11 protein-coding genes are annotated in these 13,328 nt (G+C 70.6%); all 11 read left to right on the top strand.

The window, feature by feature from the left end; translation table 11 throughout:
* The first annotated feature begins 24 nt into the window (after positions 1-24).
* The 11 genes from VDQ83_RS03045 to VDQ83_RS03095 are packed head-to-tail and all read left to right on the top strand — an operon-like array spanning position 25 to position 13,324.
* Positions 25-453 (top strand): hypothetical protein, encoded by a 429-nt coding sequence (locus VDQ83_RS03045; protein ID WP_263394566.1) that lies wholly within the window; start codon positions 25-27, stop codon positions 451-453.
* A 7-nt stretch (positions 454-460) separates the two neighbouring features.
* Positions 461-1,114, top strand: coding sequence for a hypothetical protein (locus VDQ83_RS03050; RefSeq protein ID WP_455433808.1), 654 nt, complete (start codon positions 461-463; stop codon positions 1,112-1,114).
* A 10-nt stretch (positions 1,115-1,124) separates the two neighbouring features.
* Positions 1,125-1,448 carry a LysM domain-containing protein gene (locus VDQ83_RS03055; RefSeq protein WP_309916084.1) on the top strand — a complete coding sequence of 108 codons (324 nt, stop codon included), beginning with the start codon at positions 1,125-1,127 and terminating at the stop codon, positions 1,446-1,448.
* A 3-nt stretch (positions 1,449-1,451) separates the two neighbouring features.
* The gene (locus VDQ83_RS03060; protein WP_455433809.1) at positions 1,452-2,579 is read left to right on the top strand and encodes a hypothetical protein; all 1,128 of its coding nucleotides are present in this window, start codon (positions 1,452-1,454) and stop codon (positions 2,577-2,579) included.
* Positions 2,576-3,115, top strand: coding sequence for a phage baseplate assembly protein V (locus VDQ83_RS03065; RefSeq protein ID WP_263394570.1), 540 nt, complete (start codon positions 2,576-2,578; stop codon positions 3,113-3,115). The genes VDQ83_RS03060 and VDQ83_RS03065 overlap by 4 nt, the downstream gene beginning before the upstream one ends.
* Before the next feature lie 14 nt (positions 3,116-3,129).
* Positions 3,130-3,489, top strand: coding sequence for a hypothetical protein (locus tag VDQ83_RS03070; RefSeq protein WP_263394571.1), 360 nt, complete (start codon positions 3,130-3,132; stop codon positions 3,487-3,489).
* Positions 3,490-3,506: 17 nt separating this feature from the next.
* On the top strand, positions 3,507-3,863 hold the full coding sequence (locus tag VDQ83_RS03075; RefSeq protein WP_263394572.1) for a GPW/gp25 family protein: 357 nt from the start codon (positions 3,507-3,509) through the stop codon (positions 3,861-3,863).
* A 21-nt stretch (positions 3,864-3,884) separates the two neighbouring features.
* Positions 3,885-6,389 (top strand): putative baseplate assembly protein, encoded by a 2,505-nt coding sequence (locus VDQ83_RS03080; RefSeq protein ID WP_455433810.1) that lies wholly within the window; start codon positions 3,885-3,887, stop codon positions 6,387-6,389.
* Positions 6,386-9,547 carry a putative baseplate assembly protein gene (locus tag VDQ83_RS03085; RefSeq protein ID WP_455433811.1) on the top strand — a complete coding sequence of 1,054 codons (3,162 nt, stop codon included), beginning with the start codon at positions 6,386-6,388 and terminating at the stop codon, positions 9,545-9,547. Before VDQ83_RS03080 ends, VDQ83_RS03085 begins: the two co-directional genes overlap by 4 nt.
* Positions 9,548-9,555: 8 nt before the next feature.
* Positions 9,556-11,769, top strand: coding sequence for a hypothetical protein (locus tag VDQ83_RS03090; RefSeq protein WP_455433812.1), 2,214 nt, complete (start codon positions 9,556-9,558; stop codon positions 11,767-11,769).
* Between the two features lie 19 nt (positions 11,770-11,788).
* Entirely contained in the window at positions 11,789-13,324 is a 1,536-nt protein-coding gene (locus VDQ83_RS03095; RefSeq protein ID WP_455433813.1) for a DUF6519 domain-containing protein, read from the top strand.
* Positions 13,325-13,328: the final 4 nt, after the last annotated feature.

Raw genomic sequence — 13,328 nt, forward strand, 5'->3', positions numbered from 1 at the left:
TCCCCGACTCCGGAGCATACCGACATGGCCGACCCCTTCCACGCCTTCAGATTCCACTCGCGCGAGGACTTCCAGATCTGGCTGGCCAGCGATGTCGAAGTGCGCGACGAGCTCTACGCGATGATGCCCAGCGACCCGGGCCGCGACATGGCCTCGCTCGATGCGGTCGAAGCCTTCCTGCTCGAACGCTTCGCCAGCCTTGATGCGGCGCTGGCGCTGGAGCACCGCGCCGTGCTCGACGCGGTGGCGCGCCACATCGGCCTGGTGATGGTGCTAGCGCTGGACGAGGCGTCCTGGGACATCGATCTGGACGATCCGGACAACGTCTATTACCGACTGCCCATCGTGCGCATGGACGACGACGCCGAAGAGTGTCCGCTGAGCATGGCCACCGCCGCCCTGGATCGCCGCCAGCCCGGCTACCTGCGCGGCGTGGCCGAGAGCTACGAGTGAGAACGCCATGAGCGGCTATTCGCGCACGCCCAAGCTGGTCAAAGGTGGCCTGGCCCTGCTGGACCCGCTGGCCGGCCACGTGCTGCGGATCCTGGCGCTGCAGTACAACCCGGACACCCTCACCCGGACCCTGCAGGTGCGCGGGGTGGGCAGCGACCAGGGCGACCGCAGCGAGGCGCTGCGCTTGAAGGGCCCGGCGGTGGAGACGATCAAGCTCGAGGCCGAGATCGACGCCACCGATGCGCTGGAAAGCGGCCGCGGCCCCAACGTGACGCTTGGCCTGCATCCGCAGTTGGCGGCGCTGGAAGCGCTGGTGCAGCCGAGCAGCGCCGACCTGCGCAATGCCGACGCGGTGGCCTCGACCGGTTCGCTGGAGATCGCGCCGGCGCAAGCGCCGCTGGCGGTGTTCGTGTTCGGGCCGCAGCGCATCGTGCCGGTGCGGGTGACCGAGCTGAGCATCACCGAGGAAGCGTTCGACACCCAGCTCAACCCGATCCGCGCCAAGGTCTCGCTCGGCCTGCGCGTGCTCAACGTCGACGACCTCGGCTTCGACAGCCGCGGCGGCGGCCTGTTCATGGGCTACCTGCAGGCACGCGAGCGCCTCGCCGCGCAGGCCGGCCAGGGCGACTTCCGCGCGCTCGGCATCTCCGGCATCCACTGAGCAACCCATCATGGCCAACTACGACTTCCCGCCGACCAGCCGCTATCACAATGTCCCGCTGACCGAGCTGACCTTGCCCGACGGCACCGTGGTGCCCTACCTGCAGCGGCGCTTCCTGCCGAGGGTGGACGGCTTCAGCGTGCTGCGCGAACACGCAGTGGTCGAAGGCGAGCGCCCCGACCACATCGCCGCACGCGAACTGGGCGATCCAGAGGCGTTCTGGCGCCTGTGCGACGCCAACGGCGTGATGCACCCCGATGCGCTCACCGACGAGGTCGGCGGGATCGTGCGCATCGCCCTGCCCGACGGCGTGCCCCCGCCGGCGCGGGAATGAGCCATGCTGCAGGGCGTCCACCTCACGCTGATGATCGGGCCGGCCGTGCCGGTCCCGGTGCCGCGCGCGGTGATCGAGGCGTTGCAGAGCGTGGAAGTGACCAGCGGCCGCGACCGCGCCGGTTTCCAGCTGACCTTCGCGGTGGGCAAGAACTCCAGCCTGCTGACCACGCTGTTGCCGTCGGGCTATTTCGATCCGCTGGTGACGCGCGTGATCGTGATGGTCACGCTCGGCGGCATGCCGCACGTGCTGATGGACGGCATGGTGACGCGCCAGGACCTGGCGCCGAGCAACGATCCGGGGCAGTCGACGCTGACCGTCACCGGCGACGACCTCAGCGCGGCGATGGACCTGATCGAGCTCGCCCTGCCATATCCCAACATGTCCGACACGGTGCAGGCCTATGCGGTGCTGGCCAAGTACGCCGCGCTGGGCGTGGCGCCGATCGTGATCCCCGGCTTCATTCCGACCCAGCCGATCATGACCGAGCGCATCGAGTCGCAGAACGGCACCGACCTGACCCATCTGCGGCGCATCGCCGACGACAACGGCTTCGTCTTCTACGTCGAGCCCGGCCCCTTGCCGGGGCAGAGCATCGCCTACCTCGGCCCTGACATCCGCGTGCCGGTGCCGCAGCCGGCGCTGAACGTGAACATGGACGCGCACACCAATGTCGAGTCGCTGAGCTTCTCGCTCGACGGCCTGGCCAAGGAGAACATGTTGGTCACCGTCTACGACCCGGTCACCGGCCGGGTACCGATTCCGCTGCCGATCCCGGCGATCAGCATCTTCCAGCCGCCGCTGGGCGCGCGGCCGATCGCGCCGTTGCGCCTGGCGATGTTCCGCGAGTCCGGCGGCGACGACACGCTGTCCACCGCCAAGAAGGTGCTCGGCCGCCTGCTCAAGGGCTCGGCCAACGCCATCACCGCCACCGGCTCGCTCGACGTGTTGCGCTACGGCCACGTGCTGCGCTCGCGGATGCTGGTCGGCGTGCGCGGCGCCAGCATGGCCTACGACGGCCTGTACTACGTGGACAGCGTCACCCACAAACTCAAGCGCGGCGAATACAAGCAGAGCTTCCAGCTCAGCCGCGACGGCCTGATCTCGTTGACGCCGAAGGTGCCCACATGAGCCAGTCCCATCGCAACGGCCAGTTCCCCGGCATCTATCGCGGCACCGTCACCAGCAATGCCGACCCCTACTTCCGCGGCCGCCTGCTGCTGTCCATTGCCGACGTCGCCTCGTTCGTGCCCACCACCTGGGCCGAACCGTGCACCCCGCTGTCCGGCCCGCCCGGTCCGGGCATGGGCATCTATGCGGTGCCGCCTTCGGGCACCGGCGTATGGGTGATGTTCGAACAGGGCAACGCCAACAAGCCGGTCTGGCTGGGCTGCCGTTTCGACCTGCCCAGCGACGCGCCGGCGATGGCCAAGCTCGGCAATCCCGCCGATCCCAACATCGTCATCCAGACCCTGCTGCAGAACATGGTGATGGTCAGCGACATGCCGCCCACGCCGGTCACCGGCGGCATCGTGCTCAAGAGTACGACCGGCGCGATGCTCGTGGTCAACGACAGCGGCATCTACATCGACAACGGCAAGGGCGCGTCGATCTATCTCGTCGGCCCGGCGATCACCTTCAACAAAGTCGCGATGACCATTACCTAAGCCGAGGTTCCGCCATGCCGGGTTTCCTGCTCCATGCCAACGCCGCCATGACCTGCCAGCACGCCGCCGGCCAGGCCAAGATCGTGCCCGGGCAGACACGGGTGCTGGTCGTCGGGCAACCGGTGGCGGTGATGCCGCCGGGCGCGCCGACCATCGCCGTACTCGGCTGCCCCTTCACCGTGCCGCCAAGCAAACCGCAGCCCTGCGTGACCGTGCGCTGGTCGATGCCGAGCACCCGGGTCAAGGTGATGGGGTTGCCGGTGATGCTGGCACCGGCGCCCGGGCCAGGACCGGGCATCTGCCAGAGCGCCGAACAGATTCCGCAAGGGGCGCCGATCGTCGGCGCGATGCAGGCGCGCGTCAGCGCGATGTGACCGCCAGGAGCATGAGCATGTACCTCGACTTTCCTTTCCACGTCGATGGCCGCGGCCGCAGCGCTGAGGTCGGGTTCGATGGCCACGTGCGCGACCTGATCGAGCAACTGGTGTTCACCCAGGCAGGCGAGCGCGTCAACCGTCCGGATTTCGGCAGCGGCCTGCTGCAGTTGGTGTTTGCCGGCAACAGCCCGGAACTGGCGGCGACGGTGCAGTTCACCCTGCAGGCGGCATTGCAGCGTTGGCTGCAGGACGTGGTCGAACTGCGTGCCCTGCAGGTCAGCGCCGACGACGCAGCATTACGCGTACACGTGGAGTACCGCGTGCTGCGCACCGGCGAAGACGCCGTCGCCGATTTCGAACACGCCCTCTAGGCCGCGACCAGGAGCCTTGCCATGCACCTTTCCTGCCTGACCGACCCGCGCCGCCAGGCCGTCCGCGCCTTCCAGGGGCGGGTCGGGCTGGATTTCGTCGAAGTCTCCGACGACCAGCGTGCGTTGTACGTCACCTTCCTCGGCAAGCTGCCGCCGGAACTGCGCGAGGACGGCCCGGGCCTGCCGGGCCATCTGCGGCTCGAAGGCGGGCGTAGCGACCGGCCCCTGGTCATTGTCGATGTGGACCCGCAGATCGGCGACGGTCCCGATCGCGACGACTGGCTGGTCGTGCGCCTGGACCGGCGCGGCGATCACGGCACCTATCGGCTGCATCTCGAAGGCGTGGCCGGGCTCGACCCGATGTACGCGAGCGCGGCGTTCTCGTTCAAGGTCGGCTGCCCCGCCGAGCTCGACTGCGCCAGCGCGCCGGCCTGCGTGGAACCGGCGCCGGCCGAACCGTCGCTGTCTTACCTGGTGAAGGACTATGCGAGCTTCAAGCGCCTGATCGAGGATCGCCTGGCGCTGATCTCGCCGGCCTGGCAGCCGCGCTACGTGCCGGACCTCGGCGTCGCCCTGACCGAACTGCTGGCCTACGCCGGCGACTACCTCAGCTACTACCAGGACGCGGTCGCCACCGAGGCCTATCTCGGCACGGCGCGCCAGCGCATCTCGGTGCGTCGCCATGCGCGCCTGGTGGACTACCGCCTGCACGAGGGCTGCAACGCGCGCGCCTGGGTGGCGCTGGAAACCGACAGCGACCTCGACCTGCCCGCGGCCGATATCGCGTTTGTCAGCGGCATCGCCGCCGACGCACCACTGCCCACGGTGCTCGACGACGAACGCATGGCCGCGCTGGACGCACCGGCACTGGCGGTGTTCGAGCCGGTCGGTGCGGACGCTGCGGCCAACGTGCGGCTGCGCGCCGCACACAGCCGCATCGGCCTGTACGACTGGGGCCGCGACGACGGCTGCCTGCCGCGGGGCGCGACCACGGCGGTGTTGCGCGACGGCTGGGCGGGCGCCGAGGGGCAGGCGCGCACGCTCGATCTACGCATCGGCGATGTGCTGATCCTGCGCGAGGTGGTCGGCGCGCGCAGCGGCCTGGAGGCCGATGCCGATCCGCAGCGCGCCTGGCCGGTGCGGCTGGTCCGCGTCGCGCCCGATGAGGACAGCCTGTTCCCGTCAGGCCCCGACGATCCGCGGCCGACGCCATTGCTGCGGATCGAATGGCATGCGCAGGACGCACTGCCTTTTCCGCTGTGCCTGTCCGCGCTCGGCCCGGCGCCAGCCTGCGCCCGGTTGCGCGATGTCGCGATGGCCTTCGCCAACGTGTTGCTGGTCGATCACGGCCGCAGCACCGGGCCGCAGGACCTGGGTACGGTGCCGCAAGCGCAATCACCGCCCGAATGCCAGTGCGAGGGTCAACCGGCGCCGACCGATGCGGGCGCAGCCCGCGTGAGCTGGCGCCTGGCCGAGTCGCCGCTGACCCATCGCCATGCCGCCCCCGCCGCCACTGCGGCGGCCAGCGCCAGCGTCGCTGCCGATCCGCGCGACGCATCGCCGGCCCTGGCCGTGCTCGACAGCGACCAAGCCACCTGGCAACCGGTGTTCGACCTGCTCGCCAGCCGTGGCGGCGACCGCCACGTCGTCGCCGAGATCGACAACGACGGCCGCGCGCGCGTGCGCTTCGGCGACGGCAGCCTGGGCCAGCGCCCGCGCGCCGGACTCACCATGCAGGCGCGCTATCGCGTCGGTAACGGCAGCGCCGGCAATGTCGGCGCCGGCAGCATCAATCGCCTGTACGTGCGTGGGCAGCGCCTGAGCGGCATCGATCTGCGCCTCGGCAACCCGTTGCCGGCGCGTGGCGGCGTCGATGCGGAACCGCTGGCACAGGCGCGCCTGCTGGCGCCGTCGGCGTTCCGCAGCGACCTGCAGCGCGCCATCGTCGCCGCCGACTACGCGCGCATCGCCGAACGCGATCCGCGCCTGCAACGCGCCGCCGCAGAACTGGTCTGGACCGGCAGTTGGTACGAAGCCGATGTCGCGCTCGATCCGCTGGGCCAGGTGCCGGCCGCGCCGGCGGTGCTGGCGCAGGTGCGGACCGCCCTGGAACGGGTGCGCCGCATGGGCCACGACCTGCATGTGGAAACGGCGAGCTACGTCGCGCTGGACCTCGCGCTGGAAGTCTGCGCCCTGCCCGGCCACGCGCGCGGCGCGGTCGCCGCCGCCCTGCGCGAGCGCTTCGGCGCCGGCTGCCGCAGCGACGGCCAGCCCGGCTACTTCCATCCCGACCGCCTGCAGTTCGGCCAGAACGTCCGCGTCAGCGCACTGGTGGCCGAGGCGATGTCGGTGCCGGGGGTGGAATGCGCGCGGGTCACCCGCCTGCAACGCCTGTACGCGCCGCCGAACCGCGAACTCGACGATGGCGTGCTGGCCTTGCGTGGCAACGAGATCGCGCGCCTGGACGCCGATCCCGCCCGGCCCGAACACGGGCGACTGTCGATCAGCGTGGGAGGTGGGCGATGAGTACGCACGATTGCCACTGCGGTGGCGCGCAGTGCGGCTGCTGCGACGGCGTTGCGACGATGACGCCGGTCGCGATCGCACCGCGCCCGGCGCTGCCGGCGCTGCCCTATCGCGTCGGCACCCACGGCCGCTTCCTGGCCAGCATGAAGGCGCGCCTGTCCGGCATGGAAGCGACGGCGCCCGGCGAGGACGGCCAAACGCTGCTGCACCATCGCCCGTTGCAGGCCCTGACCACCCGCGACCCCGCCGATCCGGCGCTGGCGCTGCTCGATGCCTGGGCCTGCGTCGGCGACGTGCTGACCTTCTACCAGGAGCGCATCGCCAACGAAGGCTATCTGCGAACGGCCGTGCAGCGGCGCTCGCTGGTCGAGCTCGCGCGCCTGGTCGGCTACCAGCCGCGCGCCGGCGTGTCGGCCAGCGTGCACCTGGCCTACAACGTCGACGAGCATCAGGCCGAGCCGGTCGAGGTGCCGGTCGGCACGCGTGCGCAGTCGATCCCCGGGCCGGACGAGTTGCCGCAGATGTTCGAAACCGACGAGCCGCTGCAGGCGCGTCGCGTATGGAACGACCTCGGCATCCGCCGCCAGCGCCCGCAACGGATCGACGCGGCGACCCTGCCCGCCTTGAACGTGGTGTACGCGGCCGGCGTGGACACCGAGGCAAGCGCCGGCGACCTGCTGTTGTTCGAATTCGCTACCGGCGCCATGCGTTACCAGGCGCGTCGCGTGCTGGCGCTGGAGACCGATTTCGAAGCCCAGCGCACCACGCTGCGTCTGCAACCGTTGGCGCCGCTGGTGCCGCAGGCGTTGCCATTGCTGCAGGACCTGGTACTGGAGCTGCAGCGCCTGCAGGACAACGGCGACGGCGATGCGAACGCCGTGCGCAACGCCACCCGGCTGCGCGATGGCCTGCTGCTGGGCGCGGACGCGTGGCCGCTGGCGGAGTGGGCCGAGCGGTTGCAGAACGGCGTGGAGGGCGACTCCATCGATGCGATCGCCAAGTTCGGCGATGCGCTGAAACAACTGGAACTGCCTGGCGCGGCGCCGATCGTGTCCACGCCCGATGAGGCAGTGGAGGCCTTGCTGATGCCGCCGCAGGTCCAGGCCGCCAACCGCCTGCGCCTGCGCCGCGACCTGGGCGATGCCTTCGCCCGCGGCGCCGACCTGCAACCGCAGTTGATCACCGGCTTCGCGCCGCGCCTGAAGGATGCTTACTACGATGCCTGGCGCGGCTCCACTGCCGGCGCGGCGCCTTCGGCCCTGCAGGCGGTCTACTTGCTCGGGCCTGGCCAGGCGTTGTTCGGCGCTACGTCGGCGCATCCGGTGCCTGCCACCGACTCGCCCGGCCTGCCGGCGCTGGAGAGCTGGAGCGATTGGCACTATGCGCCCGACGAGTCATCCAGCAACGCGTTCCTGGCCAGCGCCGCTCCCTTGTTGGCATCCGGAGCCCTGATCCTGGTGTCGCGCGCCGGCGAGGACGTCGACGATCTGCCGCGCCTGGAGGTATTGCGCGTCGCCCGCGCACGCAGCGGCCCGCGCAGCGCCTATGGCCTGTCGGGCGACACCACCCGGGTGGAGTTCGGCGACGCGGACGGCCCGAGCCAGTGGCGCGAGGTCGAAGTCAAGGAGGCGCGCGTCTTGATCACCGAACTGCGCAGCACCTGGCTGCATCCGCAACGGCGCTCGCTGGTCCTGACCGATGCGCCGATCCTCGATGACGTCGCCGGCGGCACGCTGGAACTGGCTCCGCTGCACGAGCAGCTGGGGTCCGGGCGCTGGGTGGTGGTCGAAGGCGAACGCAGCGACATCGCCGGAGTGCGCGGAGTGCGTGCGGCCGAGTTGATGATGGTCGCCGGGCTGCGCCACGGGCAGGATCCGAACCTGCCTGGCGACCGCCCGCACACCACCCTGCAGCTGGCCACGCCGCTGGCCTACCGCTACTACCGCGCCAGCGTGCGCATCCGCGGCAATGTCGTCGCCGCCAGCCACGGCGAGACCCGGCGCGAAGTGCTGGGGAGCAGCGACGCGCGGCGTCCGTTGCAACGCTTCGACCTGCGCCAGCCGCCGCTGACCTGGCGGCCGGCGCCAACCGCACTCGGCGCTCTCAGCACGCTGAAGGTCTACGTCAACGACGTGGCCTGGCCGGAAGCGCAAAGCCTGGCGATGCTGGGACCGCACGACCGTGCCTTCGTCACCACTACCGATGGCGACGGCGGCACCGCGGTGGTCTTCGGCGATGGCGAGCATGGCCTGCGTCCGCCCAGCGGATTCGAGAACCTGCGCGCCGAATATCGCAACGGCCTGGGCAAAGGCGGCAATGTGCGCCCCGGCCAGGTCGCGCTGATGGTCACCCGCCCGCTCGGGCTGAAGGATGTGGTCAATCCGCTGCGCGCCTCCGGTGGCGCCGACCGCGAGACCGAGGCGCTGATCCGCGAGAACGCGCCACGCTCGGTCATCGCCCTGGACCGGCTGGTGTCGGTATCGGACTACGCCGACTTCACCCGCATGTTCGCCGGCATCGCCAAGGCCGATGCGCAGCGACTGGCCGACATGGCGGGCGACTACGTGCAGATCAGCTACGCCGGCGTGGAGGACATGCCGATCGACATCGATTCGGACCTCTACCGCAACCTGGCCCAGGCGCTGCGCACGCTGGGCGATTCCGGACTGCCGATACGGCTGGTCTGGCGCGAACGCATCGCCCTGGTCCTGCAGGCGCGGTTGCGGCTGTTGCCGGGCTACCGCTGGGAACCGGTGGCCACCGCGGTGCGCACGCGGCTGCTGGCGCGCTTCGGGTTCGATGCGCGGGCGCTGGCGCAGCCGGCCCTGCTGTGCGAGGCGATCGCGGCGATCCAGTCGGTGGCCGGGATCGACTGGGTCGACGTGGACAGCTTCGGCGGCATCACCGATACCGAGATCGACCCGCAGAGCGGGCAGCCGCGGCTGGTGAGCCAGGCGCAGATCACCGCGCAGGTGCAGCGGATCCTGCATGGCGACAACGCGGGCAAGTCGCTGAGCGTTGGCGCTGCGCTGCAACGGCCCCCACCGCGCGTGGAGGCGCGCCCGGGCCGCATCGAACAAGGCGTGGCCCGGCCCGCGCAGATCGCCTGCTTCATGGCGTCCGTCGCCGACACCCTGATCCTCAACCCCGACTCGTGAGCGCAGACATGGATCTTCCTTCGCTGCACACGCTTCCCCGCGAAGACCGCCTGTATCGGCTGCTGCCGGCGGTGCACCGCATCCGCGACGCCGAACAGGGCTATCCGCTGCAGGCGCTGCTGCGGGTGATCGCCGAGCAGATGAACCTGGTCGAGGACGACATCGCGCGTCTGTACGACAACTGGTTCATCGAGACCGCCGAGGACTGGGCCGTGCCCTACCTCGCCGACCTGCTCGGCTATCGGCCGGTGGAGGCGGCACTGGGCGATGGCGCCGGTGGCCAGGCGCTGGAACGTGTCCGCGTGCCGCGGCGCGAGGTCGCGCATCTGATCTCGCAACGGCGCCGCAAGGGCACGGTCTCGTTGCTGGAAGACCTGGCCTTCGATGTCGGCGGATGGCCGGCGCGCGCGCAGGAATACTTCCGCTTGCTCGACCGCGCCCAGCATCCCAGCCATCTGCATACCGAGCGCCTGGGCACGGCGGACCTGCGCGACATGCGCGCGCTGGACCGCTGCGACGGCCCGTTCGACACCCTGGCCCGCAGCACCGATCTGCGCCGCATCCAGTCGCGCTACCGCCGCGGCCGGCACAACGTGCCCAGCGTCGGCGTGCACGTCTGGCGCACGCGCAGCTACCCGGTCACGCGCACCCCGGCCTACTGCGTGGAGGACGCCGGCGCGCATTGCTTCACCTTCAGCGTGCTGGGCCAGGATGCGCCGCTGTACCGCAAGCCGCGGCCGGAGCCGGACGCGTTCCACCAGGCCGACGAACGGAACCTGCCGCTGCCGCTGCGTCGCCGCGATCTGCGCGACCATCTGCGCCAGGACTACGGCGCCGACGCCAGCCTGGCGATCTGGGCAGAGCAATGGGCCGGCCAGGACGGCAGCGCGCCGGTGCCGGTCGAGGCGATCGTGGTGGCCGACCTGAGCGGCTGGCGCTACCGGCCACCGCGCGGCAAGGTCGCGGTCGACCCGCAGCGCGGACGGCTGATGTTCCCGCCCGACCAGGTGCCGAAGAAGGGCGTGCGGGTCAGCTACCACTACGGCTTCGCGGCCGATCTGGGCGGTGGCGAATATCCGCGTCCGGCGCGGCGGCCACCGCCGCCGTTCACGCTGTATCGCGTCGGCCAGGGCGGTGCATCGTCGTTGCCGCGCCTCGGCGATGCCTTGCGCAAATGGGAGGAGGAAGCGCCCGCCCATGCGGTGATCGAGCTGATGCACAGCGGCGTGTGGGTCGAACCGGTGCACGTGCGCCTGCGTCCCGGCCAGTCGTTGATGCTGTGCGCTGCCCCTGGAACGCGGCCGGTGATCCGCCTGATCGACTGGCAGACCGACCTGCCCGACGCGCTCGGCGTGGAACTGGACGTCGGCAGCCGCTTCGCGCTGGAAGGCATCCTGCTTGCCGGGCGGCCGATGCAGGTCAGCGCCCCGCACGACCCGCAGGCCTACGCCGAGCAGGCGGCCAAGACCCCCGCCTGTGGCGCCGAACTGGCGATCCGCCATTGCACGCTGATGCCGGGCTGGGGAATCGGTTGCGACTGCGCGCCCGAACGCGCTTCCGAGCCCAGCCTGGAATTGCTCGGCGTGCAGGCACGCGTACAGATCGAGCACAGCATCGTCGGCTCGATCCAGGTGCGCCAGGATGAGGTCGGCACCGATCCGATCGCGCTGGTCATCGCGGACAGCATCATCGATGCCGCCGGCAGCGGCGATGCGATCGGGGCGATGGATGCGGCGGTCGCCCACGTCCGGCTGACCCTGCGCGACAGCACGGTGCTCGGCCAGGTCCAGGTGCATGCGGTCGAGCTGGCCGAGAACAGCGTGTTCGACGCCTGCCTCAATGTGGCGCGGCGCCAGATCGGTTGTGTGCGCCACAGCCACATCCCCTGCCACTGCCGCTCGCCGCGGCGTTACCGCTGCCAGCCCGACGAGGTGACGGCAGCGGTGCGCGCGCACCATTTGCCGGAAGCGACCGAACAGGTCCTGATCGGCGCCGAACGCCAGCGCGTGCAGCCGCGCTTCCAATCGCGCCGCTACGGCCTGCCCGGCTACGCGCGGCTGACGCCGGACAGCGCGCTGGAAATCCGCCGTGGCGCCGATGACGGCTCGGAGATGGGCGCCTACCACGATCTCTACGAACCCCAGCGCGAAGCCAACCTGCGCGCGCGCCTGGACCAACACACGCCGGCCGGGATGACGGTCGGGCTCCTGTTCGCGGACTGAACCAAAAAAGGACCTACCCATGAAAGGCGATTTCTCGCGGGTCAGCTTCGATCCCCGCCACCACTTCAGCCAAGTGCTGCTGCAGCAGGGACGCGTCACCCTGGACGCCGATCCGAACGAACAGGGCGCCATCCTCCTGCACCACCTGCGCACGTTGGCGCTGGATCTGTTCGGCCCCTACGCCGCGCCGGCCGGCAGTCCGGGTTTCGGCCTGACGCTGGACGACGACGACGGCCTGGGATTGCAGATCGGTGCCGGCCGCTACTACGTGCAGGGCATGCTGTGCGAAAGCGAAGGCTGCGATTACCTGGCGCAGCCGCACTACACCCCGGCCGACGGCAAGGATGGGCCGATCGACGCGCTGCGCCGCTGGCTGGGCGCGGCCAACCGCGACGACTCGCGATTCTGGGTGTATCTCAAGGTGTGGGAGCGCCACGTGACCAGCATCGAAATGCCGCACCTGCGCGAAGTCGCGCTCGGCGGCGCGGACACCTGCAGCCGCTCGCAGGTGGTCTGGCAGGTGCGCGCGCTCGACCTGGCCGAGGTGGACAAGCGCTTGCAGGGGCGCATCGACGACTGGAAGAAGCGCATCGAGCAGACCGAGGACGAGGATGAGCGGGCCCTGCTGCAGGCACAGCTGGACGCGCTGCAGGCGCAGCGCGATCTGCTGCGCGAGAGCCCGGAGCAGGCCTGCGCGGTGCCGTTGCAGCTGTTCGAGCGCGATGCCGGGGCGGCGATGACGCTGCGCCTGGAACCGCCAGAGCGCCTGGACGATCCCTGCGTGACCGATCCCGACGTCGCCTACCGCGGCACCGAGAACCATCTCTACCGCGTGGAAATCCATCGCGGCAGCGAAAGCGGCGCGCCGACCTTCAAATGGTCGCGCGACAACGGCAGCGTGGCGACGCGCTGGGTGTCCGGCGGCGGCAAACGCCTGCGCGTGGCCAGCACGCGCGGCTTCCTCGACGCGCAGTGGGTGGAGCTCAGCGACGAGGACGACGATCTGCAAGGCCGGCCGGGCACGCTGTGCCGCCTGGCCAGCGTCGACGGCGACGAACTGGTGTTGGCGACGGACGCGCCACGGCAGGCGAACGCCACCAGCAAGGTGCGGCGCTGGGACCAGCAGGCGCGCGACGACGTCAGCCTCGACGACGGCGCGGTGCCGCTGCGGCCGTCGTCCGGGCTGGAGGACGACTGGATCGACCTGGAGGATGGCCTGCAGGTGCGCTTCGACCCGGACGGCGAGTATCTCAGCGGCGACTATTGGCATGCCGCGGTGCGGACAACCGGCGATACCGGCTGGCCTCGCGACCGCGACGGCCATGCCCTGGCGGAACCACCGCAGGGCACCCGCTACTACCACGCACCGCTCGGTTTCGTCGGCCTGTCGGCGACCGGCGCGCCTGGCGTGCTGGCCCCGTGCACGTGTCTGGTCTATCCCGCCAGCACCTGCGCTGCGCCTCGCGCGCAGCTGGTCGGCCCCCCCTCCAGGAAACGGGACGGTGTCGTCGCGCCAGGTGCGACAAAGACCTCGCGCAAGCGAAAGGACGGCTGACAGG

This window comes from Xanthomonas sp. WHRI 7945, from assembly GCF_035026585.1.

What these genes read in the sequence shown, in the direction of transcription:
- VDQ83_RS03045 (WP_263394566.1), top strand. Translation starts at nt 25, where the DNA reads ATGGCCGACCCCTTCCACGCCTTCAGATTCCACTCGCGCGAGGACTTC.
- VDQ83_RS03050 (WP_455433808.1), top strand. Translation starts at nt 461, where the DNA reads ATGAGCGGCTATTCGCGCACGCCCAAGCTGGTCAAAGGTGGCCTGGCC.
- VDQ83_RS03055 (WP_309916084.1), top strand. Translation starts at nt 1,125, where the DNA reads ATGGCCAACTACGACTTCCCGCCGACCAGCCGCTATCACAATGTCCCG.
- VDQ83_RS03060 (WP_455433809.1), top strand. Translation starts at nt 1,452, where the DNA reads ATGCTGCAGGGCGTCCACCTCACGCTGATGATCGGGCCGGCCGTGCCG.
- VDQ83_RS03065 (WP_263394570.1), top strand. Translation starts at nt 2,576, where the DNA reads ATGAGCCAGTCCCATCGCAACGGCCAGTTCCCCGGCATCTATCGCGGC.
- VDQ83_RS03070 (WP_263394571.1), top strand. Translation starts at nt 3,130, where the DNA reads ATGCCGGGTTTCCTGCTCCATGCCAACGCCGCCATGACCTGCCAGCAC.
- VDQ83_RS03075 (WP_263394572.1), top strand. Translation starts at nt 3,507, where the DNA reads ATGTACCTCGACTTTCCTTTCCACGTCGATGGCCGCGGCCGCAGCGCT.
- VDQ83_RS03080 (WP_455433810.1), top strand. Translation starts at nt 3,885, where the DNA reads ATGCACCTTTCCTGCCTGACCGACCCGCGCCGCCAGGCCGTCCGCGCC.
- VDQ83_RS03085 (WP_455433811.1), top strand. Translation starts at nt 6,386, where the DNA reads ATGAGTACGCACGATTGCCACTGCGGTGGCGCGCAGTGCGGCTGCTGC.
- VDQ83_RS03090 (WP_455433812.1), top strand. Translation starts at nt 9,556, where the DNA reads ATGGATCTTCCTTCGCTGCACACGCTTCCCCGCGAAGACCGCCTGTAT.
- VDQ83_RS03095 (WP_455433813.1), top strand. Translation starts at nt 11,789, where the DNA reads ATGAAAGGCGATTTCTCGCGGGTCAGCTTCGATCCCCGCCACCACTTC.